This window comes from Nocardia implantans (genome assembly GCF_035544775.1).
Classification (GTDB): Bacteria; Actinomycetota; Actinomycetes; order Mycobacteriales; family Mycobacteriaceae; genus Nocardia; species Nocardia implantans.
Genome location: NZ_JAYKYQ010000013.1, coordinates 96,570 through 121,676 on the forward strand (window position 1 = coordinate 96,570; position 25,107 = coordinate 121,676).

The window sequence follows — 25,107 nt, forward strand, 5'->3', positions numbered from 1 at the left end:
GGCACCGCGACTCGCCGCCGCCGCCAGTGAACTGGCCGCTTCTGGGCTGGACTCGTGACGGGCCGCCGTGATCGGCGCACTCCCCGGTGTCCGGCCTCGTGCCACGAGACCCGCCTGTCACGCCTTGGCGTTTCCTCCGGGTCAGCGCTTGTTCGACTCGGCGGGTCACGGCCCCACGGATCACGCGAGGGCTCGCTTCCGTGCGGCGCACGAGCATCGCGCGCCGCACGGACCGTCACAGATCGGCGATGGCGGCCAACGGTGGCGTGCGCGCCGCCCGCACCGCGGGCCACAGCGCGGCCAGCACTCCGACGACGGCCGAGCTGATCAGCACCAGGACCAGCTGGCTCCACGGGATGGCGATCTGGTCGAGCCCCAGATCGCGCAGCGTGCGCAGGAATCCGACGCCGAGGCCGAGCCCGAGCACCATGCCGACGATCGCGCCGAACACCGCGATCAGCATCGACTCCAAATAGATCGTGCGGCGTACCTGGGCGCGTTGCATACCGACCGCGCGCAGCATGCCGATTTCGCGACGCCGCTCCACCACCGACAGCGCCAAGGTGTTGACGATGCCGAGGATCGCGATCACCACCGCCAAGGCGAGCAAGCCGTACAGGATGGCCAGCAGGGTGTTGATCTGCTTGCCCTGGGCGCCCTTGAACTCCTCGCGGTCCTGCACCTGCACCACGACGAATTGCTCGGTGGCCTTCTCCAGGTCGGCGCGCATCGCGCTCATGTTCGCGCCCGGTTGCGCCTTGATCAGCACCAGGAAGTTGGTCCGGAAATTGAGCGGGACCACCTCGTCATAGACCGTCTGCGACACGACCATCGGGCCCAGCAACGGGTTCTTCTTGTACACCCCGGTGACGGTGAGCGGAACCTTCTTGCCGTCGACGCTGGTGGGGGTCACCTGCTCACCGACTTTCCAGCCACGGTCGTTCGCTTCGTCCTCGGACACGAGCACGTCCCTGGCGCCGAGAGTGTCGCTACCGCGCACGATCTCGTAGTTCAGCACGCCCCCCAGCGGACCGTCCGGCGACGTGACGAACACCTGATCGTCGCCGAGCTTGAACGGCGCGCCCCGCATTCCCACCACCTGCGCCACACCCGGCACCTTGGTGCGCGCGGCGTCGGCAGCGCCGAACGGCACACCGAGCAGTTGCGGTCCGGCCAGCACGTAATCGGCCCGCACGCCCTTGTCGACCAGCACGCCGACGCTCTCCTTCGCCGAAGCGCCCAGCATGCCGATCGCCGAGACCAGCATGAGGCCCAGCGTGAGGGCGAACGCCGTCGCGGCGGTGCGGCGCGGATTGCGGGCCGCGTTGTTGCGCGCCATCCGGCCGATCGGCCCGAACGGGCGCACCAGCACCCCGAGCCCGCCGACCAGCGGCCGCGACAACGCGGGCGCGGCGAGCAGCACGGCGAAGATCAGCCCGAGCGCACCCACTCCGACCGTGGCGGCCGCCGTGCCGCCGGTGCGCTGCGCGCCCAGCACGACGAGCGCCGCACCGATCACCGCGAGCACCGCACCGAGGATCGTGCGCAGGCGCAGCGAGTCACCGGTGGAGGCGAACTCCTCGCGCATCGCCTGCACGGGCGGAATGCGCGAGGCACGCCGCGCGGGCGCGTAGGCGCTCACCATCGTCACCGCGAGGCCGACCAGCAGACCGACCACGATGGTGCGCGGCCGCACCGCCATCGATCCGGTCGGCAACCCGAGGTCGAAGGCGTTGAGCACCGCCGACAATCCGAATGCCAGCGCGACCCCGCCCGCCAGACCGATCACACTGCCGATCAAGCCGATGACGAACGCCTCCGCCACCACCGACGTGCCGACCTGCCGCCTGCTCGCGCCGACCGCGCGCAGCAGCGCCAGCTCCCGCAAGCGCTGCGCGACGATCATCGAGAAGGTGTTGTAGATGATGAACGTGCCGACGATCAGCGCGATCGCGCCGAAGGCGAGCAGGAAGTAGTTGATGAAGTTGAGCGCGTTGGAGACTTCCTTCTTCAAGTCGGCCCGCACCTGATCGCCGTTCTGCACCTTGTAGCCGGGCAGCGCCTCGGCCAGGTTGTCGCGCAACTCGTCGCCGGGGATGCCGGTGGCCGCCAAATCCACGTAGGCGACGTGCAGGCCGTCGGTGAACAGCTTGCGCGCCTGCGTGTCGTCGAACAGCACCCCGATGAGACCGCCCGTGTCGGACGGTATTTCGTAGACGCCGGTGAGCGTCACGTCGATCGGCTCTGGCTGGGACGGGATGAGGATCTTGGTGCGGTCGCCGATCTTCAGCCCGGCCCGCTCGGCCCCGCCGGTGTTGATCGCGATCTCACCGGGCCGGGCGGGCGGCACGCCCTGTAGGAACTTCTCCGGCTCCGCGACGGCCTGTTCCGGCGGCAGGTACGACCTGCCGAACGTCGGCGCGCCGCCGGTCTGCACGGATTTCTTGCCGGTGGGATCGAGCAGCACCACCGGCCCGTTCACGCTGGGCGCGACCGTGCGGACGCCGGGATACTTCACCAGCTCGTCCACCACGTTGTTCGGAACGCCTTGCGCCTGGCGTTCTTTCGGGCTCACCCGGACGTCGACGCCCTTCGCCTCGTTGGCGAAGATCCCGTCGAAAGTGCTCTGCAAGGTGTCGGTGAACACGAACGAACCCGCGATGAACGCGGTGCCGAGCACCACCGACAAGAGGGTCAGCGCCAGCCGCACCTTGTGGGCGGCGAGATTGCGCAGCGCGACTTTGCGCATCGGACTTCCGGCCATCACGCCCGCCCCCGAATCTTCCGCGAACCGCCGGTCACGCCTGCTCCAACGCTTTCATCCGGTCGAGCACGGTGTCGGCGGTCGGATCGCGCATCTCGTCGACGATGCGACCATCGGCGAGGAAGACCACCCGGTCGGCGAACCCGGCCGCGTGCGGTTCGTGGGTGACGATGACGACCGTCTGCCCGAACTCGTCCACCGCGGCGCGCAGGATCGACAGCACCTCCGACGAGGAGCGCGAGTCCAGATTGCCGGTCGGTTCGTCGCCGAAGATGATGTCCGGCTTACCCACGAGCGCGCGGGCGCAGGCCACCCGCTGCTGCTGTCCGCCGGACAGCTCGCTGGGACGGTGGGTGAGCCTGCCGACCAACCCCAGCCGCCGCACCACCGTCTCCAGCCATTCGCGATCGGGTGCGCGGCCCGCGATGTCCAGCGGCAACGTGATGTTCTCCAGCGCCGTCAGCGTCGGCACCAGGTTGAACGCTTGGAAGACGAACCCGATCCGGTCCCGGCGCAGGCGCGTCATCTGCTTGTCCGACAGCGTGGTGAGGTCGGTGTCACCGATGCGGACGGTGCCCGAGCTGGCGCTGTCGAGCCCGGCCAGACAGTGCATGAGCGTCGACTTGCCCGATCCGGACGGACCCATGATCGCGGTGAACTCGCCCTTCGCGAACTCGGCCGACACCCCGTCCAATGCCCTGACCTGGGTATCACCCGATCCGTAGACCTTGGTCAGTTCGATAGCGTGGGCCGCGACATCGGTCGAGGCCGCCAGTTCGGCGGTGTCGGCACCCAAAGCTTGCGAAGTCATGCCGTCCAGTCTTACCGGCCGAGCCGTCACACGCCATCAGGGAACACCCTGTGTTTCAAGCCCTACCTACGACCCACTCGAAGGCGGACGCTTCGGAGCGGGCGCCTTCCGAGGCGCGGGAGCGGTTGGGTTCGCCGAGTTCGGCCAGCAGTTCTTCCGAGAGGCCGACCAGCGCGGCCAAGGTGGCGGGGGTGAACCAGTCCGGTCTGGTGGCGAAGAGGATGTCCTCGGAGGCGGTGTTGCCGCTGGCGCCGGGCGCGAAGGGGCAGCCGCCGAGGCCGCCCAGCGCGCCGTCGACCATGTCCGCGCCCGCCGCGACGGCGGCGAGGGTGTTGGCCACGCCCATGCCCCAGGTGTCGTGGCCGTGGAAGACGATCCGCCGCGGCGGCGTCCGGTCCCGCACCGCCGCCACCAGCGCGGACACCTCGCCGGGGTGAGCCTGTCCGAGCGTGTCGGCCAGGACGATGTCGTCCGCGCCCTCGGTGCGTGGGTCCTGGGCGATGGCCAAAACCCGCTCCGGATCGACCGGGCCGTCGAACGGGCAGGTGAACGCCGTCGCCAAGCAGAGCTGGATCGAGCCGCCCACCTCCTGCGCCAAGCGCACCGCATCCGGCATGGCGGCGACGCTGGCCTCGGTGTCGCGTCCGATGTTCGCCCGGTTGTGCGCGTCGGAGACCGAGAAGCAGTACTGGAAATTCCGCACTCCCGCCGCGGCGGCCTTCTCCACGTGGCGCGGCGTCGCCACCCACACCCAGCAACGGCGCAATTCCTCCGGCGTCAACGCGGCGACCAGCTCCATCGTGTTCGCCATCGGCGCGACCAGGTCCGGGCGGGCCATCGAGCCGATCTCCAGCGCGGGCACCCCCAGCGCGAGCAAGCGCCGCACGATATCCACCTTGCGCTGCACGGGGAGCAATTTTCCGGTCAGCTGCAGGCCGTCGCGCAACGTGACATCGCGCAACACCGGCGCGGTCATCGCTGCTCCCGCGCCCGGTGGTGGCCGCACATCACGCCGCCCCACGGCTTCTCGCCCGCCCCGGTCGGATTCGGCTGGACCACGGGCCTGCTGGCGCCCGGCGAGCGCGGCTCTCCCGCATCGCGGCCCTTCGGACGCCTCCGGTCGTGCGGCCGCGTGCTCATCGCGCCTCCAACGCGTCGATCTCGGCCTCGCTCATGCCGAGCAGACCGGACAGCACCTCCCGGGTGTGCTCACCCAGGTCGGGCCCGATGCTGCGGATGGGCAGGGATCGCTCGCCGATCACCGGGACGATGCCGGGAAAACCGACCTCCTTCGGCTCCTGCGCGCCGACGTCCACGGTGAACGACTGGATCATATTGCGTGCCCGGTACTGCTCGTCGGCCACGATGTCGGCCGCGGTGTAGATCGGACCGCACGGAATCGCGGCGGCGTCCAGCAGTTTCAGCGCCTCGGCGCGGGTGTGCCTGACCGTCCACTCCCCGATCGCCGCGTCCAGCCGCTCGCGATTGCGCCAGCGGCCCGCGTTGTCCTGCAGATCCGGATCCGCGGCCAGGTCGGGCCGTTCGATGACCGCCATGTAGCGCTGGAAGATGGCGTCACCGTTGCCGCCGATGATGATGCTGGTCCCGTCGGCGCACGGGTAGGCGTTGCTCGGCGCGATGCCCTCCATCCGGCCCCCGACGCGTTCGCGCTGGATGCCGTAGGCCAGATAGTCCGGCACCAGCGACTCCATCACCGACAGGATCGCCTCGTTCAGCGCCACGTCGATGACGCGCTCGCGCAGCGGCACCGGCCCATCCTCCTCGGTGCGGCGCTCGCGCTGGAACAGCGCCATCACGGTGCCGAACGCGGCGTAGATGCCCGCGATGGAGTCACCGATCGAGACGCCGGTGCGCACAGGCGGACGATCCGGATCGCCCACCAGTTCCCGCAGGCCGCCGACCGCCTCGGCCACCGCGGCGAACCCCGGACGCTCCGACATGGGCCCGGTCTGGCCGTAGGCGGAGATCCTGGTGATCACCAGATCCGGATTCGCTTCGTTCAGCACCTCCGGGCCCAGGCCCCATTTCTCCAGCATGCCGGGCCGGAAATTCTCCAGCAGCACATCGCAGCGCCGGATCAGGTCGAGCACGATCCCGCGCCCCGCCTCGGTGCGCAGATCCAGGGTGATCGACTTCTTGTTCCGGTTGATCGTCCGGTAGAGCATCGAGGTGTCACCGCCGTAGAGCCGCCAGTTGCGCAGCTCGTCGCCCGCCTTCGGGCGTTCCACCTTGATCACCTCGGCGCCGAAGTCGCCGAGAATGCGCCCGGCGGTCGGCGCGGCGATGTAATTGCCGAGTTCCAGGACGCGCACCCCGTCCAGCGGCCGAATACTCATGGCAACCAGTATGGGCTGTGCTGGTTTTGCCAGCGCCTGCGGCGCTGGGTGTTCGCGGCCCCGAGAAGTCTCGCGCCCGAGCGACCGAGACTCGCGACTACGTCGCATGCGCTTCGGTCACCCGGCCGCGAGACGGGCCGCGAACGGCGCTCGTAAGACTCGCACCCGGCGGGGCCGGGTTGGGCTGGGTCGTCCCGAGGATGTTGGGGCAGCACCCGGCAGAGCTGCGTATGTCCCACCCTCGCGTCCCGTGGGAGAGCGCGCGCACGGTGACACGGGGATACCGCATGGCCCCTCACAACCATGCGGGGTCCTCGTTTCAGGACGCGAGCAGCTGGGTGTCCTCGATGATCGAGTAGTGCTCGGCGTTGCCCGCGATGATGGTGCTGGACGAGCCGTCGACGCCGACGGGCACGTCGCCGGCCAGGGTGATGCGGGTCAGCTTGCGCGGCTGGTCGTCGTAGTCGTCGATGGCGTAGTGCTGGGTGGCGCGGTTGTCCCAGATGGCGACGTCGCCCGGCTCCCAGTTCCAGCGGGCGGTGTTCTCCAGGCGGGTCACCCGGTCCTGGAACAGCCGGAACAGCGCGTGCGACTCCGTGCTGGACAGCCCGACGAAGTGCTTGACGAAGTGGCCGAGCAGCAGCGCCCGCTCCCCGGTCTCGGGGTGCACGCGCACCACCGGGTGCTCGGTCTCGTAGTAGGTGGACTCGAACTCGGCGCGGTACGCGGCTGTGTTGGGGCGCGGGGTCTCCTCGACGCGGGCGTAGTCGTAGACGTTGGTGTGCACCGCGCGCAAGGAGTCGGCGAGCCGCTGGAGCGGCTCCGGCAGCGATTCGTAGGCCGCGACGGTGGATGCCCAGGTGGTGGCGCCGCCGTAGGAGGGCAGGTGCACCGCCCGCAGGATGGACGCCTTCGGGATACGGTCGACGAAGGAGACGTCGGTGTGCCAGCTGTTGGCGCGGCCGTGCTCGGAATCGATCGCCAAGCTCTTCACGCCGTGCGAGGTGACCGTCGGGTGCGGGGTGGTCGGCGCGCCGAGCAACTGCGCGAACTCGTACTGCCCGTCCTCGGTGAGGTGGTCCTGCCCGCGGAAGAAGATGACCTTGTGCTCCAGCAGCGCGCGGTGGATCACGTCGACGGTGGCCGGATCCAGATCGCCGCCGAGCCGGACGTTGTCGATCCGCGCGCCGATACGAGCGCCGAGCCTGGTCACCGAGGCCGTGGATGAGATGGCGGGTGCGACCGTCATGAGATCACCTTCGCTGTCGAGATCGGTTACTGCTCCGGAGAGCAGACCACTCGAACAACCCCGCTGACCAGGGTTTTCGTCGCGCTGATCGCAAACGGCGCGCAGGAACCGCCACTTCGGCCCACCGAGCGCGAGCCGATCCGGGCACCGACTTGCGGTCGGGCTCACGCACCGAGCGCATGCGACGTAGTCGCGAGTCTCGGTCGCTCGGACGCGAGACTTCCCGGGGCCGCGAACACCCAGCGCCGTAGGCGCTGGCCAAACCAGCACAGCAAATCAACCACAGTGCTCGCGGAGGTAAGCCAGGTCCTCGGCGAGGCCGTCGGCCGGGGTCTCCAGGACCACCGGCGCGTCCGCCGTGCGGCACACCTCGGCGAGTAGTTGCGGATCGATGGTGCCGTCGGCGAAGTTGGCGTGCCGGTCGGCGCCGGAGTCGAATTCGTCGCGGGAGGAGTTCAAGTGGACCAGATCGATCCGGCCGGTGATCGCCCTGATCCGGTCGACGACGCCGATCAGCTCCTCGCCACCCGCCCAGGCGTGGCAGGTGTCGAGGCAGAATCCGGCGCCGTAATCGCCGACCGCGTCCCACAGCCGGGCGATGGAATCGAAATGCCTGGCCATGGCGTGGTTGCCGCCCGCGGTGTTCTCGATCAGGATCGGCACCGCGAAACCGCCCTTGTCCTGCTGACGCTCGAACAGCTTGCGCCAATTGTCGATCCCGGTCTCGAGTTCGGCGTCGGAACGCACATGCCCGCCGTGCACCACCAGACCGAACGCGCCGAGGTCGGCGGCCGCCTTCGCCTGCTGGGCGACCGCGTTGCGCGATGGCATGCGCAGCCGGTTGTTCAGGCTCGCGACGTTGATCTGATAGGAGGAGTGCACCACGACCTCGATCGGGCTGGCGAGGATCTCCTCGGTCCGCGGGTGCGGGGTGGGTTTGTCCCAGCTCTGCGGATCGACCACGAACATCTGGATGACGTCGGCGCCGAGTTTCTCCCCGAAGCCAATCGGGTCGCTGTCGAGCCGGACGTGTGCTCCAATGCGCATGCGGGTCACAGTACTGGCTGCTACCGACGACAATCGACGTCGCGCCGCGACTGTTGCATCGCGATGGCTCATCGAGATACATGGATAGTGTCCGCGCGCTCGACTCGACAAGGGGGTGTAACGGTGTTGCAGACCGGCGAGATCTTCGCGGGCTACGTCGTCAAACGCGTCCTCGGCCATGGCGGTATGGGCACGGTGTACCTGGCCCGGCATCCTCGGCTGCCCCGCCTGACGGCACTGAAGCTGCTCAAACGCGAACTCTACGCCGACACCGACATCCGCCGCCGCTTCGAACGCGAGGCCGATCTGGTGGCGCGCCTCGATCACCCGAACATCGTCACGGTGTTCGATCGCGGCGCCGAGGACCAGCAGTTGTGGATCTCGATGCAGTACGTGCCGGGCGCGGACGCCTCCTGCGCCGACGTCGATGTGCTCGCTCCGTGGCGCGCGGTGCAGATCGTGGCCGACACCGCGGCGGCGCTGGACTTCGCGCACGCGAACCAGGTGCTGCACCGCGACGTGAAACCGGCCAACATCCTGCTGGCCAAGGCGCCGATCGGGCAACCGGAACGGGTGCTGCTCACCGATTTCGGGATCGCGGGCATCCGGGGCGCGGAGAGCACGATCGGCTCGTCCGGCACGATCACCGCGACACTCGCCTTCGGCGCCCCGGAGCAATTGATCGGCAGGCCGCTGGACGACCGCGCCGACCAGTACTCGCTGGCGTGCACGCTGTTCTGGATGCTCACCGGGGCGCCGCCGTATCCGGGAGCCAACCCGGCGGCGGTGGTGAACAGCCATCTGTACGCGCCGATCCCGATGCTCAGCCGTGCACGTCCCGGCCTGCCGCCCGCGCTGGATCCGGTGCTGGCTCGAGCCATGGCCAAGCGGCCCGAGGACCGATTCGCCAGTTGCGCCGAATTCGCCACCGCGGCGAAACACGCCCTCGCCGAACATGCTGCGCCTCGGACCGCGCCGCACGGCATCCACTCCGACGGATACCCGACCGCGCCTGCGTACCGCACGGCCCCGGCCGCGCCGCAGCACCGGCCGATCCCGCAGGGAACCCCTCGGCCGTCCACACCGCGCCCGAGTTTTCTGCCGCCGCGCCGCCCGGCGCATCCCGGCCTGATCGAATTGCCCAACCTTCCCATGCGCCCGGGCTCGGCGGTGCGACCGCACCAGCAACCTCCGGACCCACGGCCTCCGCCGGACGGCGCGGCCCGCGTCGATCGCCCGCGCGCCACCACGCTCGACGAGCGATAGGCAAGGCGCGACTACTGCTATGGTTTCGATGTTTTCCGTGGTCGGGCCCATCTCCGGCCACGCGTTCTTTTGCTGTACGCCTGTTCGCCGGTGGGTCCCGGCGGGCGGCGGGAAGTGGAGCAGTCATGCTGGCCAGCGGTGACGTTTTCGCCGGCTATGTCATCGAGCGGCAACTCGGCCGCGGTGGCATGGGCTCGGTCTATCTGGCGAAACATCCGCGGCTGCCGCGGATGACCGCGCTGAAGCTGCTGAATCGGGAGATGTTCTTCGACAAGGAGGTGCGGGCGCGGTTCGAACGGGAGGCGGATCTGGTCGCCCAGCTCGATCACCCGAACATCGTCACGGTCTACGACCGCGGGCTCGAGGACGAGCAGCTGTGGATCTCGATGCAGTACGTCGACGGTATCGACGCCGCCTCGGTGGAACCGAAGTCGCTGCCGCCGCAGCGCGCGGTACAGATCATCAAGGAGACCGCCGACGCGCTGGACTACGCGCACGGCAACGGGGTGCTGCACCGCGACGTGAAACCCGCGAACATCTTGCTGGCCCGCTCCACCGCCGGTCGCGGTGAACGGGTGTATCTCACCGACTTCGGCATCGCGCGGCTGCGCGACGACACCGGTCATCTCACCCAGACCGGCACTTTCACCGCGACGCTGGCCTACGCCTCGCCCGAACAGCTCACCGGCGCGTCGCTCGATCACCGTTCCGACCAGTATTCGCTGGCCTGCTCGCTGTTCTGGCTGTTCACCGGCACCGGCCCGTTCTCCGCGACGAACCCCGCCGCGGTCATCCAGGGCCATCTGCAGGGCACGCCGCCCGCGCTGAGCAGCGTCCGGCCGGGCCTGCCCTTCGCGCTGGACGGCGTGCTGGCCAAGGCGATGGCCAAGCGCCCCGACGACAGGTACGGCAGTTGCGCGGAATTCGCCGCGGCCGCCGCACAGGCGCTGACCGGTTCCAGCGTGCCGTCGATGCCGGTGGTGGGCGGTCCCCGCCCGGCGACCGGCCCGCAGCACCCGACGGCGGGGCCGCGCCCGGCGACCGGGCCGCATATTCCGACCACGGGTTCCCCATATCCGGCTGCGCAAGGCCATTACGTCAGCGGCCCCGGCCACCAGGTGCACACGCCGCAGACCAGCGGACCGAACGCGCTCGCCTCGGCGTCGCCGGCGACTCCGCCGCCCGCGCCGGTGGTGAACTCGCGCCCGCACACCGGTCCCGCGCCGCAGCCGACGGCCGCCAACCCGTTTCCCCAGCAGCAGACCGGCTTCTCCACCTTCGCCCCGCCGCACGGCGCGCACGTCCATCCCTCGGCCGCGCCGCCGCCCAAGAAGAACACCGGCCTGATCATCGGTTTGGTGGTGGGTGTGGTCGTGCTGATCGTGGTGGTGCTCGGCATCATCGGCGCCGTCTCCGATTCGGGCTCGAACAACGCGGGCACGACGACCACTTCGGCGGTGAAGCCGAATCTGGTGGACGCGACCCCCGAGTCGGTCAGCGCGGAGTTCCCGCGCATGGTGCCCGCCTCCAAGACCGAGGAGGTCGGATACAACGGCGCCGAGTGCTGGCTGGCCTCGCCGAGTTCGCCGCCGTCACCGTCGAAGGGCGAACCGGACTTCGGCGACTGGGCCGCGCAGTGGCGCTGCTTCAAGGGCGGCAACAACGAGGATCCGTACTACCGCATCTACGTCTACAAGACCCCGGCCGACGTCCAGGCGGTGTTGAAGGGCCTGCCCTCGTCGGCCGCCAAATCCACCGACACCAACGGCGGAAAGTCCTACACCAACTACAAGTACGTCGACGACGGCGCCAAGATGGTCACCGCGTTCACCGGCGACCCCGATCGGACCCAGTACCTGATGTACACCGACGGCTTCTCCCACACCACCGTCGACGAGCTGCTGCGCTGGTGGCGCTCGGCTCCGCTGAACTGACCGATGCCGAATACCGGCGAGGTCTTCGCGGGATACACCATCGAGCGCCTGCTCGGCCGCGGCGGAATGGGATCGGTGTACCTGGCCCGGCATCCGCGGCTGCCCCGGTTGACCGCGATGAAGCTGTTGAACCCGGACCTGTTCGACGACACCGAGTCCCGCGTCCGTTTCGAGCGGGAGGCCGACCTCGTCGCGCGACTGGATCACCCGAACATCGTCACGGTGTTCGACCGCGGCGTCGAGGGTGACCAGCCGTGGATCTGCATGCGCTACATCGACGGCATCGACGCCGCCGCGCTGGAGGCATGGGCGCTGCCGCCGCAGCGAGCGGTGCGGATCATCGCCGAGACAGCCGAGGCGCTGGACTTCGCGCACGGCCGAGGGGTGCTGCACCGCGACGTGAAACCGGCGAACATCCTGCTCGAGCGCGTCGAAGGGGATCAGGAGCGGGTGTTCCTGTCCGACTTCGGCATAGCTCGGTTCCGGGACGACACCGGACGGCTCACCCAGACCGGCGCCTTCACCGCCACCCTGGCCTACGCCGCGCCGGAGCAGCTGTCCGGCGCACCACTGGATCACCGCGCCGACCAGTATTCGCTGGCCTGCACGCTGTTCCGGCTGCTGACCGGCACGGTGCCGTTCGACGCCACCAATCCGGTCGCGGTGATCCAGGGGCATCTGAACGCGCCGCCGCCCGAGGTCAGCAGGCTGCGGCCCGGCTTGCCGCACGCGCTGGACGGCGTGCTGGCCAAGGCGATGGCCAAGCGTCCGGCCGATCGGTTCGACTCGTGCGCCGAGTTCGCGGCCGCCGCATGGCAGGCGCTGGCCGCACCCGCCGCCCCGTGGCCCACGCCCGCGATCCACGCGGATCCCCTGGTCCTCGCGCCGGGTAAGGCACGGCGTCCCCGGCGGAGAGCCTCGATCGGCGCCGGGATCGGTCTGCTGATGGCGCTCGGCGTGGTGGGTGTGCTCGTCGCGGCCTCGTTCCGCGACACCCCGTCCGGTTCCGCCGCACCGGCAACCACGGTGCCAGCGCAGCGCACCGACGCCACCACGCCGCCGACCACCAAGCGCCCGACGACGAGCGGCGCGGCCACCACGGACCGGGCCACGATCGGCGCACGCGCGGCGGAGCTGAGCGCCGCGTTCCCCGGCATGCTGCCGGAGACCTCCCCCGAGCGCCTGGTGCATTCCGGCACCGGATACAACAAGGCCGGTTGTTTCGCCCACGGGCCGGACGACGCGACGACGCGCGACCACGACGATCCCGATTTCGGCCCTTGGGTAATGATGTGGAGCTGCTTCGGCGGGCCGAACAAGGCGTCCTTCGACTTCTACCTGTACGGCTCCCCCGACGACACGCAGGCTGTACTCGCCGCCTTACCGGCCAACGATCGCGCGACCGCCGCCAACGACAGCGGACGCAGTTACACCAACTACACCCTGCACGACAGCCGGAACCTGCGCCCGCGAATGGTCACCGCCTTCCCCGCAGACCCGAGCCGGGCGGCGATGCTGATGTACAGCGCCGGATTCATCGCCACCGAAGCCGAGTTCATGGATTGGTGGAAATCCGCGCCGCTGAATTGAGTTCCCCCTGGGGAGCGGCGCCGGTTATTCGAACACGTAGTGGGCGAACTCGTGGGTCGGGTGGAAACCGATCGCTCGGTAGATCCGGTTGGCCGTGGCGTTGGCGGGGTCGGCGAACAGGCACACGTCCAGGTTCTCGGTTCGCAGCAGCTGCGCGACGTGCGCGGTCACCGCGGAGGCGTAACCGTGCCCGCGCGCGTCCGGCGGGGTGTACACCGGCCCGATCCGCGACCAACCCTGGATCGGAATCTGATGCGCGGCAAGGCTGACCGGCTCTCCCTCGCGTTCCCACAACCACCAGCGGCCGGCCTCCACCCGGCGCCGGATCGCGGCCTCGTCCAGCCGGGGCCCCGCGCCCGACTCCTGCTCCATGGCCGCCATCCAGTCCACGCACAGCGCGACGTCGGAGGCTTGGGCGCGGCGCGGCGCTCCGGCCACGTCCGGGAGGCGCAGCGCGCCGAGCCGGTGCAGCCGAGCGCGGTAGGACTCGCGAAAGCCCTTCCCGAGCAGACCCTGCCACTGCTCGGCGAAAGCGGCGGCGTCCGCGACCACGCCCTCGACGCCCGAGTTCTCGGGCACCACCTCGGCCAGCGCGCGCGCCACCGCGGGAATCCCGTCCGGCGGTAGCGCGCCGAGATACACGTCGCGGCCCGCCACGCGCATGGCCGCGCCGATCACCGCGGCGTCCTCGCCGTGGACGGAGAGAAAACGCGATGCCTCGGCCGGGGCATCCAGGCCCGTGACATGGTTGGCGACGCTCGTGGTGAGCACGGTGTGCCGCAGCGGATCGCGGAGCAGGAACGCCCCCGCGACCGAGCGGAACTCGGCGGCGTCGGTGGTGATCTCGATCCTCATACAGATCACGGTAGGCGCCTGAACTGTTGCGCGCCTTGATTTCTCACGCTCGACGCCGAGCCGGTCGGCAGGCGACCGGCCGGTTTCCGGTCAGTCCGCTTCGCCGCCACCCTCGCGGAGTTTGAGCAGAACCAGTCCCGCGGTGCAGGCGAGAATGAGTCCGGCGACTGTGATTTCGACGTGCAGGCCCGCGATGCCGAGCACCGCCCCGACGAGTCCGCCGATGAAGATCAGCCAGGCGAGCGTCCGCGACACGATCGTGGACAGCGAACGGCCCTGCTGGTTCGACGCGAGATGCTGTGCCGTTGCCGACACGCCATCTTCTGCGGCGCGGGACGAACCACGCCGCGACGCTGTCGAGTAAGCTCCCATCATCTACTCCTCGATGACGCCGGTCAGAGAACCACTATCACGTTCTCACACAACGTGTCTCTCATCCTTGAACCGGCGTCTCACGCGTAACTTTGCTCACACACGCTACGACTCCGGGACGCCGGAAGATAGCGACACGTGCCCACGACACGCCGAAGAGACCAATTCGATATCTGAATCAGAACTGTTTTAAATACGCCGTCCGGCGTATCCCCAGCGACCCACTCGCCTCGCCCGACCGACCGGCCTCGAGTAAGGTGAGTCCACTCGATACACACGAGGAGCGTCACCGTTGGAGAGCAGCAGGGCCAAGATCGCCGGTCCGGCGATCGCCGCGGGAGCGGTTTCCATCGGACTCGTCCTGATCGGCGCCTGCGGCGTCGGTCGACAGGACACCTACGTGCCGCCCCCACCGCTCAAGGCGGGCGAGTACGCCGAACCCGTTGTCCACGAGGACACCACCGGCTCGACCACCCCCAAGGTCGTCATCCCGCCGTCGCCCACCTGGCGGATCGCACCGGCCGACCAGCGGCGCCCGACCCCGTTCGCGGGGTTCATGAGCAGCACCACCGCCGAGCCGTCCCCGGGGAATCCGCACGAGGACACCACACAGCCGTCGCCGCCGGATGAGCCGAGGCCGACCGCGGCGCGAGCGCCGAGCAGCGACTCGACGGACGAGGCGCCCACGCAACTGCGGAGCGGGCCGGGGGACGACCAGTGAGACGCGGTGGTGCGCAGGCACGCACCACCGCGCCACTTCTCACAGTTCGGGCAGCTCGTATTCGCCGACCCGCGAGCTGAGCACCCGCAGGTGCTCGAGCCCGCTGCCGAGGGTGCGTTCGATCGCGGTCAGCCGGGCCACGTAATGGCTCACCGGGTACTCCGCGGTGACGCCGATGCCGCCGTGCATCTGGATCGCCTCCTGCCCGATGTGCCTGGCCGCGCGGCCGACCTGCAGCCGTGCGCGCGACGCGATCACCGGATCGCCGGCCCCGTCGGCCAGCGACGCCGTGGCGTACAGGCTCATGCTGCGCGCCAGCTCCAGCGAGACGTACATGTTGGCCGCGCGCTGGGTGAGCGTCTGGAACTTCGACAGCGTGACGCCGAACTGCTTGCGCTGCTTGAGGTAGTCGGTGGTCAGCCGCAACGCTTCCTCCATCGCGCCGACCGACTCCGCGCACAGGCTCGCCTGCGCGTGGGTGAGCACCGACTCGATCGCCCCGGTCGCGTCCGCTTCGCCGAGCCGCTCGGCGGGCGCGTCGGTCAGCTCCAGCTGCGCGCCGCGCTGGCCGTCCACCGTGCGGTAGGACTTGCGGACCACACCCGCGGCGTCCGGCGCGACCAGGAACAGGCCGACCCCGCCCTCGGGCAGCGCGGCGCTGACCACCAGCTCGTCGGCGCTGTCGCCGTGCGCGACTGGGTTCTTCACACCGGTCAGCGTGTACGAACCGCCCTGCGCCGTCGCGGTGGTCGCCAACTCGGCCGCTGGCCAGCGCACCCCGGGCTCGGCATGGGCGAAGGCGAGCAGCTTCGCGCCCGAGGCCACCTCGGGCAGGATCCGCTGCCGCTGTTCGGCGCTGCCCGCCGCGGCGACCAGGCCACCGGGGACCAGCACCGCGTCCAGGATCGGCTCCGGCGCGAGCCTGCGGCCCACTTCCTCGAGTACGACCATGGTCTCCACGGGACCTGCGCCGACGCCACCGTCCTCCTCGGCGAAGCTCAGGCCGAGCACGCCCAGTTCGGCGAGCTGGCGCCACACGTCGCGGCTCCAGCCCAGTTCGGAGTCGACCACCTTCAGCCGTGATTCGGCGTCGTAGTTGCGGGCGAGCAGGTCACGGACCGTGTCGCGGAGCATGACCTGTTCATCGGTGAGATCGAAATCCATGGTGGCGCCTCACAATCCGAGGATCGTGGAGGCGATGATGGTGCGCTGCACCTCGCTGGAGCCTCCGTAGATGGTTGTCTTGCGGTAATTCAGGTAGGACGGGCCGCTGCGCTGCGCCCAGCCGGGCGAGGCGATGTCGTCGGCGCCCACCGGGATGGCGTCCGGCCCGGCGATGTCCAGCAGCAGCTCGGTGGCGGCCTGCTGGAGTTCCGAACCGCGCAGCTTCAGCACCGAAGAGGCCGGATTCGGCTTGCCGTCGGTGGAATTGGAGACCACCCGCAGCTGGGTGAGCTCCAGCGCGAGCAGCTCGTTCTCCAGTTCGGCGATCCGCGCCGCGAAGATCGGGTCCTCCAGCAGGGTGCCGTTGCCCGACTTGGTCTTCGCCGCGTACTGCTTCGCGACGCCGAGCTTGACCTTGGTGCGACCGACACCGGTGATGCCGGTGCGCTCGTTGCCGAGCAGGAACTTCGCGTAGGTCCAGCCCATGTTCTCCTGGCCGACGAGCTGGTCGGCGGGGACCCGCACGTTCTCGAAGAAGACCTCGTTCACCTCGTACCCGCCGTCGATCAGCTTGATCGGGCGGATGGTGACGCCGGGCGACTTCACGTCGAACAGCAGGAAGGAGATACCCGCCTGCTTCTTCGCCGCGCTCGGGTCGGTGCGCACCAGGCAGAAGATCCAGTCGGCGTACTGGGCCAGCGTGGTCCAGATCTTCTGGCCGTTGACGATGTAGGAATCACCGTCGCGGACCGCCGTGGTGCGCAGCGACGCCAGATCCGAACCCGCGTCCGGCTCGGAGAAGCCCTGGCACCACCAGATGTCCAGCGCCGCGGTGGGCGGCAGGAAACGCTCCTTCAGCTCCTGCGAGCCGAAGTGGGCGATCACCGGGCCGACCATCTGCGCGTTGAACGTCAGCGGCTCCGGCACCGAGGCCAGCTGCATCTCGTCCTGCCAGATGTGGCGCTGCATCGGCGTCCAATCCTTGCCGCCCCACTCCACGGGCCAGTTGGGCACCGCGAGGCCGTGGTCGTTGAGGATCTTGTGCGCGGTGACGATGTCGTCGCGGGACAGCTCACGGCCGTCCCGGACGCGCTCACGGATGTCGGCCGGGATCTCGGTCCGATAGAACTTGCGCAGTTCGTCGCGGAAGGCGACGTCGTCGGGGGACAAGGATAGTTTCATACGCATCTCCCTGCGTGTCTCGTACGTCCGAGTCAAACCTACCCCCCGGTAGTCCTCCATTGTCGAGTGGATCACAAGGAAGGGACATCAGCGTCGCCTGCTGCGGCGTCTTCCGCGCCGCTCCCCGGGACGGCGACCGCGGCGAGCTGGTACGTTGCTGCAGGTGGGCCGGGTGCCCACAGGGTTCGGTATCGAGGAGAACGAGTGAACGGCAGGACCATCGCACGCGCCGCGGCCGCCGCGGCATCCCTCGGCATCGGCGCGGTCCTCACCTTCTGCGCGCCCGCCACCGCCGAGCAGCCCCGGGACCCGGTGGACATCGGCTTGGCCCATCTCACCGAGATCGCGGGCGCCGACCCGTCCGCCCAGGATGGCGTCGCCGCGCTCACCCGCTACGCGGGCCTGATCGGCGCCGCGCACCTGCGCGAGGTGTCCAGCGTGTTCACCCCGTTCTCCTACGCCGCGCCCACCTTCGGCTGCGGCAGCAACGGGCCGATCACCACGATCATCGCCGCCGCGACGACCGAAGGGACGGGCAACGGCCGCGACCTGAACGTCGCCCCCGGCGAGCTGCGGTTCAGCGCCACCCCCTCGCACTCCGGCGCACCCCTTGCCTCCGGGCTCGTCGTCGCCTGGGTGAACGTGAACACCGGCGCCAGCGGCATCGACCCGCTCGACGACCTGACCGAGTACCGCATGCCGACGCTGTCCAAGACGGTCAGAAGCGGGCCCGGCACGGTGCTCGCCTCGATGTGGGGCATCATCGACTACCCGTTCGCCCACTGCGTGATGACTCCCACCGTGGGTCTGTTCACGGTCCCGGACAACCCGGCTCCGCCGCCTTCGGCCCCGGCTCCCGCCCCGGCCCAGCCCGCGCCGAGCGGCTCCGGCGGCGAGCCCACCCCGACGCCGTAGGCGCTGCCTACCGGACGGCGGCGAAGAACGCGCGGATGTCGGCGACGTGCGCGTCCGGGTGTTCCATCGCGATGAAGTGGTTGCCGGTGTTGCCCTCCGGCCAGTGCACGATCGTGTTGTCCCGTTCGGCGAGCCGCCGCATCAGCGCGGAGCCGCCGCCGTAGGTGCCGGTCGGCACCGCTTTCTGTCCCTTCGGCCAGGTGAATCCGCCGTCACCGAGGCCGTTGTACATCGGCCATGACGACGAGGCCGCGGTGCCGGTGAACCAGTACAGGCTGACGTTGGTCAGCAACTGGTCGCGATCGATCACGTCCTCCACCCGGTCGGCGAGCGGGGCGAACTCGGTGAACTTCTGCATCAGCCAGGCGAGCAGACCCACCGGGGAGTCGGTCCACGCATGGGCGAAGGTCTGCGGTGCGGCGTGCAGCAGGACGTGGTGGTTCACCCCACCGGTCATCCATCGCTGCATGAGATCCCACTCGGCGCGCTCGTCCGGCGTCATGGTGGGCACGTCCGCCTCGGTGGGCATTCCGATCCCGCCGTCGAGGTGCACGCCGATCACCCGGTCCGGCGCGGCGACGGCGAGTTCGGGCGTGACGTAGGCGCCGAGATCGCCGCCCTGCGCGCCGAAGCGCCGGTAGCCGAGCCGATCCAGCAGCGTCAGCCACATCGCGGCCACTTTCGCCGGTGTCATGCCGAGCTCGCGCGGCCCATCGGAGAAGCCGAAACCCGGCACCGAGGGCACCACGACGTGGAACGCCTGCGCGGGATCCAGTCCGTGCGCGCGGGGATCGGCCAGCGGGCCGATGGTCTGCGCGAATTCGGCGAAGGTGTTCGGCCAGCCGTGGGTGAGGATCAGCGGCATCGCGTCCGGCTCCGGCGAGCGCACATGCAGGAAGTGCACGTCGAGCCCGTCGATGCGCGTCTTGAACTGCGGGAACTCGTTGAGCGCCGCCTCACGTGCCCGCCAGTCGAACCCGGTGCGCCAGTAATCGGCCAGCTCGCGCAGATAGTCGACCGGCACGCCGCGATCCCAACCGGCGCCGGGCAGTTGGGCGGCCCAGCGCGTGCGGGCGAGCCGCTCGTGCAGGTCGTCCAGGTCGGTTTGCGGGACCTCGATGCGGAACGGGCGGATGGCGGTGGTCATCGGTATGCCTCCTCGGCGGTCGGTGCTGCGGTACGGCGACGACGTTAGGAAACAACTAGGACCGAACAAGTCCTAGATTTACGGCATCCTCTGAAGTCGTGAACGACGCTCCCGCCCGACTGCTGCGCCTGCTGTCGCTACTCCAGACACCCCGGGAATGGCCGGGCAGCGAATTGGCCGAACGACTCGGCGTCACCGACCGCACGGTGCGCCGCGACATCGATCGGCTGCGCGAACTCGGCTATCCGGTGACGGCCACGCTCGGCGCGACGGGCGGTTACCGTCTTGCGGCGGGCACGGCGATGCCGCCGCTACTGGTCGAGGACGACGAGGCCGTCGCCATAGCGGTCGGGTTGCGAGCCGCCGCCGGGTCCGCTGTGGCGGGGATCGAGGAGGCGTCGGTGCGTGCGCTGGCCAAAGTCGAGCAGGTGCTGCCCGCGAAGCTGCGGCGCAGAGTGCGGGTTCTCGCCGCCGCGCTGACCCCGCCCGCCGCCGGCGGACCGGCCGCCGATCCCGACGTGCTCGCCACGCTCGCGGCGGCCGTGACCAACCGGGAGCGAGTGCGTTTCGCCTACCGCGACGAGGCGGGCGCCGAGACCAAGCGCAACACCGAGCCGATCGGCCTCGTGCCTGCGCGGCGGCGCTGGTATCTGGTCGGCTACGACCTCGACCGGGCCGCCTGGCGCGTCTACCGCGTCGACCGGATCGACCGTCCGCAGCCCACCGCCGCCCGCTTCACCCCGCGCCCACTGCCCGCCGCCGATGCCGCCGCCTACGTCGCGGGCCGCCGCGCCGACTGGGGCACACCGTCCTTCCGGCTCCGCGTGACCATCCACGCTTCCGCCGACCAGGTGACGGGACGGCTGGGCGATGACCCCGGCGATGTCGTCGCGATCGACGCCGACACCTGCCGGATCGATGCCCTGCGCGACGACGCGCCGGAATGGCTGGCCCACCGGCTCCTCGCGCTGGAAGCGGACTTCGAAGTCCACGAGCCCCCGGAACTCATCGCCCACCTGCGCACCATCGCCGGTCGCGCCGAGCGGGCAACCCGCAACGCACCCCGATGACCTCGACGCGCCGCTACCCCGGTGACGGCACTGGTTATACGCGCCGGGCCGTGTTTCTTGAACCGGAGAAAACGTGTCAGCGCGCTGAGGATCGCGCGGCAGCGCCTGAACCTACTCGTGCGGCACACCCCCGGCGCTGGGCCACCGTTCGCCCGATTCGCTGCCGGGCCGTTCATGGCGCCTGGAGTAGCGACAGCACGCGGAGCAGTCGGACGACCGCAGCGAATACTGCCCGCGCGAAGTTCTAGCCCGGCCCGCGGCTCGGACTCAGCGGGAAAGATTGATTCGAAGCAGAGCCCCGGATTCCGTACTGGCGATCACTTCTCCGGGACGGCCGGGGACGTCGGCCACCGCGGTGAGCGGCTGGCCGTTGAGCACGGTGCAGGTGGCGCCGGTGGCGGGATCGACGCGGACCAATTGGCCGGTGAGGGTGGTGACGTAGAGGATGCCGCTCGGATCGGCCAAGAGGTCGTCGGCGAAATCCGGCAGGCCCGCCAGCCGCGCGGACAGGTCGGCGACGGTGCTGCGGGACGCGGGCGCGTCGAGCGGGATGCGGATGACACGGCCGAGCGGGCCGCCGTTGGCGGTCACGTAGAGCACGCCGTCGTGCACGACCGCGCCGTTGGCGGCCAGTCCGGCCGACGGCGCGCTCCACGCGGTGTCGACGGATGCGTCGGGACGGACCTTCACCACACCGGAAAGGCCCGCGACGTACAGGTTGCCGTTCGGGTCGAACGCCGCGCCGTTGGGCATGGTGAGGCCGGAGACGAAGACCTCCGGCTGCGGCACGGCCGCCGCCGGATCGAACCGGACCACGCCGCCGGGACGGATGACGCTGACCGGCGCGTCGCCGTAGACGACATACAGCAGTCCGTCGGGGCCGAGCCGGACCGCGCCGGGGAATTCCACCGGAACGGTCGCGGTGAGCGCGCCCGCGGCGTCGTAGCGCTGCACCTCGTTGCGGTAGAGCCGCGAGACCCACAGGTTGCCCTGCGCGTCGTAGCCCAGGTTCTCCGCCCAGTCGAGCACCGGCGTCTGTGCCGCGACGGCCGTGACCGCGCCGGCGGGGTCGCAAGCGGCGATCGGCGGCGCGGCGCCCGCGCTCGGCGCGAACACCCCGGTGAGGGCGAGCGCGGCGGCGGACGAGAGGAAGACGCCTCGACGGCGGAGAGTTCGCAACGCGGGCACCTCGGGCTCGGGTCGGTAGGAGTCGTCGCGGATCTTAGCCGTTTCCGGCGCGGAATCGCGCGGTCCCATGCGCGTCACGATCTTTGGCACTATCGGTGGATGCCATTTTTCGACGGCGCCCGCGGCCGGATGCACTATCGGCGGTGGCCGATCGAACACCCCCGCTACACCGTGGTCCTGTTGCCCGGTATCGGCCAGCACAGCGGCCACTACCACCGCTTCGCGCGCGCCCTGCACCCCGCCGGTGAGGTGTGGGCCCTCGACACCGCCGGGCACGGGTTGAGCGAGGGCGATCCGGAGAAGCCCGGCACGCTGGCCGAACTGGTGGCGGACGCGACGCGGCTGGTCGAACTAGCACGCGGCGACCGGCCCCTGATCCTGATGGGCCACTCGCTCGGCGCGGTGACCGCGCTGGGCATGCTCGGGGCAGCGGTGCCGCAGCAGGCAGGCGCGACGAGTCCGGCGGCGCTGGAACGGAACTATCCGCTGCGTCCCGCCCTGCCCCCGGAAACGTTGGCGGGACTGGTGCTTTCGGGCGTTCCGAAACGCGCGCTTGGCGGCGGTGCGCCGGGCGCGCCGGGAACGCCGCTGCCGCAGGGTCTTCCGGTACTCGCCGTGCACGGCGTCGACGATCGGCGCGCGCCGATCGATGCGATCAGGGTCTGGACTAGCCGCCACGAATCGGTACATTTACGTGAGTACATCGACGCCGGGCACGACCTGCTGCACGAGCCGGTGCACGCGCGGGTCACTGCCGACATCGCGGATTGGATGCAGGGTGTCGTCGTGGGGTTGGCACGACACCCGTGAACCGCACTTCGGACGAGGAAGGGGGACGGCGCAGATGCCATCGCAGGAGAACGGGTACGGCGGAGAGCCGCCCGCGGAGGTCACCGCCCCCGGCGTCGACATCGCCGCGCTGAACCGTGCGGTCGACGACGGATCGCTCTGGATCGACAGCCTGCTGGTCGCCGACGGCGCGCACGAACGGTGCGCGCGCCAGTACGAGTTGCTCGCCGATCGGGTCGAGGAGCAGATCAGCGTCCTCAGTGCCGCCACCGCACTGCCCGGCTTCGGTGGGTTCGCCTCCGGTGACGCGCTGCGCGCCGGTTTCGAGCGCAAGGCCGACGGCGCGATCGCCCGGCTGCGCGACTACGCCGCCGCCGCACGAGAGCTCGCCCAGACTTTCCGCGCCGCGGCCGCCGTCTACCGGCAGGCCGACGAGGCGCTCGCGCGGGCGGTCGAACGGATCGACGCGACGGGAGCCGCGCATGCGTGAGATGCCGCGCGCGGGCGAGCGGGCCACCCACCGGCGCACCGACCCCGCGTACGCCCCGAACGTCGAAGTGTTCGACAACCTCACCCACGACGAGATCCACGCCAAGGTCCAGTTGCTGAACCCGGCCGTGCTCGCGGGCGGACGGCAAGCATGGAGCGACGCGGCGGCGAACCTCGCCGACGCCGTCTTCCAGGCGCACGCCGAGATTCGCGCGGCCATCGCCGACGGCTGGCGCGGCTCGGCGGCCAAGAGCGCGGACGCGGTGGTGCGCGTGTTCGAGCAGGGCGGACAAGATCTGGCCGACGTGTTCGCGGTCGTCTCCCAGCGCCTCGGGCAGGCGAGCGACGCGGCGGAGGCGCTGCGCGCCGCGGTGAACGAACCGCCCACCGGCGCACCGGATCTGGGAGCGGCGCTGCTGGATCCGTCCCGGGCGACCAGCAATGTCGAGGGGCAGAAGGCGAGCGAGCACGCCCGCCAGGACGTCGTGCGCGCGATGAACGACATCTACGCGGGAGTCTTCGCGCGGACCGGCACCGATGTGCCCGCCTTCCCCGACGAATCGGACCAACCGGCCGCCCCGGCGCCCACCGCCACACCGACAAGCAAGATCGCCGGAACCATCCCGGTCGCCTCGGAAGCCCCGTCCACTTCGTCCGGGACATACGCGCCCAAGCCGATCCACGCGGTGGAGCACGGCGTCCTCGCGACGCCTGCCGATCCGACGCCCAGCTCCGAGGCACCCGCCACGTCCCCCGCCGCCGCTGCCGCGCCGACCACCACCGCCGCCACGGTCGCGGACGTCGCACCGGCTCCGAATGCACCAAGACTCGTATCCGCCGCGACGGCGGCGCTCCCGACGGTCGCGGCTGCCTCCGTTCTCCCCACCGCGCCCGCTGCCGGCGCTCCGGGTCCGGCCACCGCGCCCGCCTCGGTGACGAGCGAGCCCGTGACGGTGCCCGCCGTGCCCGGAGTCGGCGGCCAGGTTCCGCCCGAGGAACAGCGCAAGCGCGACGAGCGGCGCAAGAACGACGACGGCTCCGACGCGGCGGTCACCGGTCTCGGCGCCGGAGCGGTGGGCGGCCTGATGGGCGGTGCGGTGGCCGCCGCCGACACCCCGCGCTCGGGTTCGAGCGTGGCCGCGAACGCCGCGAGCGCACGGTTGGCGCCGATCGACGACGAGGACGACGAGTTCGACCTCGACGATCTCCCCACCTTCCTCGAGCCCTCCGACGACGGCGGTGAACTGATCGGGTCGCTCGATCCGACCACGCCGCCCGTGCTCGGCGAATGGACCGAGTACGAGTGAACTGGACGCTGACCCCGGACCAGTTCGCGCTGGCCTGGTCACGCACCGACGGGGATCGCATTCCCTATCCACTCGCCGTGCGCCTGTCGGCACGCGACACCGCGGAACGCACCGCCCAGCTTCCCGCGCTCGATCGCTGGTGTGATCAGGTGCTCGACGCCGATCTGGAAGCCGCGCTGCGCATCCTCGCCCAACCGGACCTGCGGGTCGAGGTGTTCGGTCAGCGTGACGCGCCCGACCCGGCGCCGCGGGACAAAGGCGGATCGCCTGCGACGGGCAGCGGGCCGCAACCCCGGCCGATCCGTATCCTCGGCGCCGCCGCCGGGAACGTCGCGGTGGTCGCCGCGCAGCGCTCCGGCGCGACACCCGATCGCGGCGGCGACGTGCGGTTGTTCGCGGGCAGCTCGAAGACCTTGTGCCCGCGGATCGTCTCGATGCTCCCGGAGAACGCCCCCGGCACGCTCCCGCGCCTGACCGCTCCCCTGTCCCAGGTCGGCGAGGACAGCCGCAACCTGGTCACCGTTCCGGTCGCCGGTCCATCCACTCCGTCCCGGATCCGCAGGCTGCTGCGGCAGCCGCGCGAAGGCATCGGCCAGATGGTCGTCTCCGCCCGCCGCGGCGCGGGCGAGCTGCGCCCGTTCGGCGTGCTGTGCTGGATCGACGTAGTCGCCGACGGCCGGTACGCGGTGCGCACCGGAACGGACGTCGACGTCGTCGCGGTCACCGCGGAACGTCTCGCCGCCCAGCTCCGACCGCTGGTGGCAGCGGCCGCGCGCACCTCTACGGCGTACGCCGCGCACTGAACCATTCGCAGGCCCGATGCGAGTCGGCCGGCGACGACGTACGGGGCAGCGTCACCTCGGCCGACATCGGATTCGCCGCCGAGCCGC

General features: G+C 70.3%; 22 protein-coding genes. 10 read left to right on the forward strand and 12 right to left on the reverse strand.

Annotated features, from left to right (window positions below; all coding sequences use genetic code 11):
- Positions 1-235: 235 nt before the first annotated feature.
- From U3653_RS27340 to U3653_RS27365, 6 genes are all read right to left on the reverse strand, one after another.
- A complete protein-coding gene (locus tag U3653_RS27340) occupies positions 236-2,764 on the reverse strand; it encodes an ABC transporter permease (RefSeq protein WP_195082059.1) in 2,529 nt (842 codons plus the stop codon).
- A gap of 34 nt (positions 2,765-2,798) precedes the next feature.
- The gene (locus U3653_RS27345; protein ID WP_195082060.1) at positions 2,799-3,575 is read right to left on the reverse strand and encodes an ABC transporter ATP-binding protein; all 777 of its coding nucleotides are present in this window, start codon (positions 3,573-3,575) and stop codon (positions 2,799-2,801) included.
- Positions 3,576-3,630: 55 nt separating this feature from the next.
- A complete protein-coding gene (locus tag U3653_RS27350; protein ID WP_195082061.1) occupies positions 3,631-4,551 on the reverse strand; it encodes a hydroxymethylglutaryl-CoA lyase-like TIM-barrel protein in 921 nt (306 codons plus the stop codon).
- Positions 4,552-4,711: 160 nt separating this feature from the next.
- Positions 4,712-5,932, reverse strand: a complete 1,221-nt coding sequence (locus tag U3653_RS27355) for a CaiB/BaiF CoA transferase family protein (protein WP_195082062.1) — start codon at positions 5,930-5,932, stop codon at positions 4,712-4,714.
- A 319-nt stretch (positions 5,933-6,251) separates the two neighbouring features.
- Complete coding sequence (locus U3653_RS27360; protein ID WP_323124382.1) at positions 6,252-7,181, reverse strand: TauD/TfdA dioxygenase family protein; 930 nt, start codon at positions 7,179-7,181, stop codon at positions 6,252-6,254.
- Positions 7,182-7,457: 276 nt separating this feature from the next.
- Positions 7,458-8,228 (reverse strand): deoxyribonuclease IV, encoded by a 771-nt coding sequence (locus tag U3653_RS27365; protein WP_067804414.1) that lies wholly within the window; start codon positions 8,226-8,228, stop codon positions 7,458-7,460.
- Positions 8,229-8,351: 123 nt separating this feature from the next.
- Between U3653_RS27365 and U3653_RS27370 the strand changes: the two genes are divergently transcribed.
- The 3 genes from U3653_RS27370 (at position 8,352) to U3653_RS27380 (ending at position 13,018) form a co-directional block, all read left to right on the forward strand.
- Positions 8,352-9,494 (forward strand): serine/threonine-protein kinase, encoded by a 1,143-nt coding sequence (locus U3653_RS27370; protein ID WP_323124381.1) that lies wholly within the window; start codon positions 8,352-8,354, stop codon positions 9,492-9,494.
- A gap of 125 nt (positions 9,495-9,619) precedes the next feature.
- Positions 9,620-11,428 carry a serine/threonine-protein kinase gene (locus U3653_RS27375; protein ID WP_195082063.1) on the forward strand — a complete coding sequence of 603 codons (1,809 nt, stop codon included), beginning with the start codon at positions 9,620-9,622 and terminating at the stop codon, positions 11,426-11,428.
- Positions 11,429-11,431: 3 nt separating this feature from the next.
- Positions 11,432-13,018, forward strand: coding sequence for a serine/threonine-protein kinase (locus U3653_RS27380; protein WP_195082064.1), 1,587 nt, complete (start codon positions 11,432-11,434; stop codon positions 13,016-13,018).
- Between the two features lie 24 nt (positions 13,019-13,042).
- On the opposite strand, the gene U3653_RS27385 is transcribed toward U3653_RS27380, so the two are convergent.
- Both U3653_RS27385 and U3653_RS27390 read right to left on the reverse strand, forming a co-directional pair.
- Positions 13,043-13,873: a GNAT family N-acetyltransferase gene (locus U3653_RS27385; protein WP_195082065.1), complete on the reverse strand. Its 831-nt coding sequence runs from the start codon at positions 13,871-13,873 to the stop codon at positions 13,043-13,045.
- 90 nt (positions 13,874-13,963) lie between these two features.
- Entirely contained in the window at positions 13,964-14,188 is a 225-nt protein-coding gene (locus U3653_RS27390) for a hypothetical protein (protein ID WP_195082158.1), read from the reverse strand.
- 349 nt (positions 14,189-14,537) lie between these two features.
- Between U3653_RS27390 and U3653_RS27395 the strand changes: the two genes are divergently transcribed.
- Positions 14,538-14,966, forward strand: coding sequence for a hypothetical protein (locus tag U3653_RS27395; RefSeq protein WP_195082066.1), 429 nt, complete (start codon positions 14,538-14,540; stop codon positions 14,964-14,966).
- A 39-nt stretch (positions 14,967-15,005) separates the two neighbouring features.
- On the opposite strand, the gene U3653_RS27400 is transcribed toward U3653_RS27395, so the two are convergent.
- Both U3653_RS27400 and U3653_RS27405 read right to left on the reverse strand, forming a co-directional pair.
- A complete protein-coding gene (locus tag U3653_RS27400; protein ID WP_195082067.1) occupies positions 15,006-16,130 on the reverse strand; it encodes an acyl-CoA dehydrogenase family protein in 1,125 nt (374 codons plus the stop codon).
- A gap of 9 nt (positions 16,131-16,139) precedes the next feature.
- Positions 16,140-17,312, reverse strand: coding sequence for an acyl-CoA dehydrogenase family protein (locus U3653_RS27405; RefSeq protein WP_195082068.1), 1,173 nt, complete (start codon positions 17,310-17,312; stop codon positions 16,140-16,142).
- A 204-nt stretch (positions 17,313-17,516) separates the two neighbouring features.
- Between U3653_RS27405 and U3653_RS27410 the strand changes: the two genes are divergently transcribed.
- Entirely contained in the window at positions 17,517-18,227 is a 711-nt protein-coding gene (locus U3653_RS27410) for a hypothetical protein (protein ID WP_195082069.1), read from the forward strand.
- Between the two features lie 7 nt (positions 18,228-18,234).
- Here U3653_RS27410 and U3653_RS27415 read toward each other — a convergent pair whose 3' ends face one another.
- On the reverse strand, positions 18,235-19,374 hold the full coding sequence (locus U3653_RS27415; protein ID WP_195082070.1) for an epoxide hydrolase family protein: 1,140 nt from the start codon (positions 19,372-19,374) through the stop codon (positions 18,235-18,237).
- Between the two features lie 98 nt (positions 19,375-19,472).
- Here U3653_RS27415 and U3653_RS27420 point away from each other — a divergent pair, with 98 nt between their 5' ends.
- Positions 19,473-20,444 carry a helix-turn-helix transcriptional regulator gene (locus U3653_RS27420; RefSeq protein ID WP_195082071.1) on the forward strand — a complete coding sequence of 324 codons (972 nt, stop codon included), beginning with the start codon at positions 19,473-19,475 and terminating at the stop codon, positions 20,442-20,444.
- 267 nt (positions 20,445-20,711) lie between these two features.
- On the opposite strand, the gene U3653_RS27425 is transcribed toward U3653_RS27420, so the two are convergent.
- Entirely contained in the window at positions 20,712-21,701 is a 990-nt protein-coding gene (locus U3653_RS27425) for an SMP-30/gluconolactonase/LRE family protein (protein WP_195082072.1), read from the reverse strand.
- A 30-nt stretch (positions 21,702-21,731) separates the two neighbouring features.
- Here U3653_RS27425 and U3653_RS27430 point away from each other — a divergent pair, with 30 nt between their 5' ends.
- Genes U3653_RS27430 through U3653_RS27445 form a run of 4 tightly spaced genes read left to right on the forward strand, consistent with a single transcriptional unit; the run spans position 21,732 to position 25,020 of the window.
- A complete protein-coding gene (locus tag U3653_RS27430) occupies positions 21,732-22,442 on the forward strand; it encodes an alpha/beta hydrolase (RefSeq protein WP_195082073.1) in 711 nt (236 codons plus the stop codon).
- A 34-nt stretch (positions 22,443-22,476) separates the two neighbouring features.
- Positions 22,477-22,911: a hypothetical protein gene (locus U3653_RS27435; protein WP_323124380.1), complete on the forward strand. Its 435-nt coding sequence runs from the start codon at positions 22,477-22,479 to the stop codon at positions 22,909-22,911.
- Complete coding sequence (locus U3653_RS27440) at positions 22,904-24,217, forward strand: WXG100 family type VII secretion target (RefSeq protein WP_195082074.1); 1,314 nt, start codon at positions 22,904-22,906, stop codon at positions 24,215-24,217. Before U3653_RS27435 ends, U3653_RS27440 begins: the two co-directional genes overlap by 8 nt.
- Entirely contained in the window at positions 24,199-25,020 is an 822-nt protein-coding gene (locus U3653_RS27445; RefSeq protein ID WP_323124379.1) for an ESX secretion-associated protein EspG, read from the forward strand. Before U3653_RS27440 ends, U3653_RS27445 begins: the two co-directional genes overlap by 19 nt.
- Positions 25,021-25,107: the final 87 nt, after the last annotated feature.

What these genes read in the sequence shown, in the direction of transcription:
- U3653_RS27415 (WP_195082070.1), bottom strand. Translation starts at nt 19,374, where the DNA reads ATGACCACCGCCATCCGCCCGTTCCGCATCGAGGTCCCGCAAACCGAC.
- U3653_RS27445 (WP_323124379.1), top strand. Translation starts at nt 24,199, where the DNA reads ATGGACCGAGTACGAGTGAACTGGACGCTGACCCCGGACCAGTTCGCG.
- U3653_RS27385 (WP_195082065.1), bottom strand. Translation starts at nt 13,873, where the DNA reads ATGAGGATCGAGATCACCACCGACGCCGCCGAGTTCCGCTCGGTCGCG.
- U3653_RS27375 (WP_195082063.1), top strand. Translation starts at nt 9,620, where the DNA reads ATGCTGGCCAGCGGTGACGTTTTCGCCGGCTATGTCATCGAGCGGCAA.
- U3653_RS27345 (WP_195082060.1), bottom strand. Translation starts at nt 3,575, where the DNA reads ATGACTTCGCAAGCTTTGGGTGCCGACACCGCCGAACTGGCGGCCTCG.
- U3653_RS27430 (WP_195082073.1), top strand. Translation starts at nt 21,732, where the DNA reads ATGCCATTTTTCGACGGCGCCCGCGGCCGGATGCACTATCGGCGGTGG.
- U3653_RS27360 (WP_323124382.1), bottom strand. Translation starts at nt 7,181, where the DNA reads ATGACGGTCGCACCCGCCATCTCATCCACGGCCTCGGTGACCAGGCTC.
- U3653_RS27425 (WP_195082072.1), bottom strand. Translation starts at nt 21,701, where the DNA reads ATGGGACCGCGCGATTCCGCGCCGGAAACGGCTAAGATCCGCGACGAC.
- U3653_RS27365 (WP_067804414.1), bottom strand. Translation starts at nt 8,228, where the DNA reads ATGCGCATTGGAGCACACGTCCGGCTCGACAGCGACCCGATTGGCTTC.
- U3653_RS27380 (WP_195082064.1), top strand. Translation starts at nt 11,432, where the DNA reads ATGCCGAATACCGGCGAGGTCTTCGCGGGATACACCATCGAGCGCCTG.
- U3653_RS27440 (WP_195082074.1), top strand. Translation starts at nt 22,904, where the DNA reads ATGCGTGAGATGCCGCGCGCGGGCGAGCGGGCCACCCACCGGCGCACC.
- U3653_RS27405 (WP_195082068.1), bottom strand. Translation starts at nt 17,312, where the DNA reads ATGAAACTATCCTTGTCCCCCGACGACGTCGCCTTCCGCGACGAACTG.
- U3653_RS27400 (WP_195082067.1), bottom strand. Translation starts at nt 16,130, where the DNA reads ATGGATTTCGATCTCACCGATGAACAGGTCATGCTCCGCGACACGGTC.
- U3653_RS27355 (WP_195082062.1), bottom strand. Translation starts at nt 5,932, where the DNA reads ATGAGTATTCGGCCGCTGGACGGGGTGCGCGTCCTGGAACTCGGCAAT.
- U3653_RS27435 (WP_323124380.1), top strand. Translation starts at nt 22,477, where the DNA reads ATGCCATCGCAGGAGAACGGGTACGGCGGAGAGCCGCCCGCGGAGGTC.
- U3653_RS27340 (WP_195082059.1), bottom strand. Translation starts at nt 2,764, where the DNA reads ATGGCCGGAAGTCCGATGCGCAAAGTCGCGCTGCGCAATCTCGCCGCC.
- U3653_RS27350 (WP_195082061.1), bottom strand. Translation starts at nt 4,551, where the DNA reads ATGACCGCGCCGGTGTTGCGCGATGTCACGTTGCGCGACGGCCTGCAG.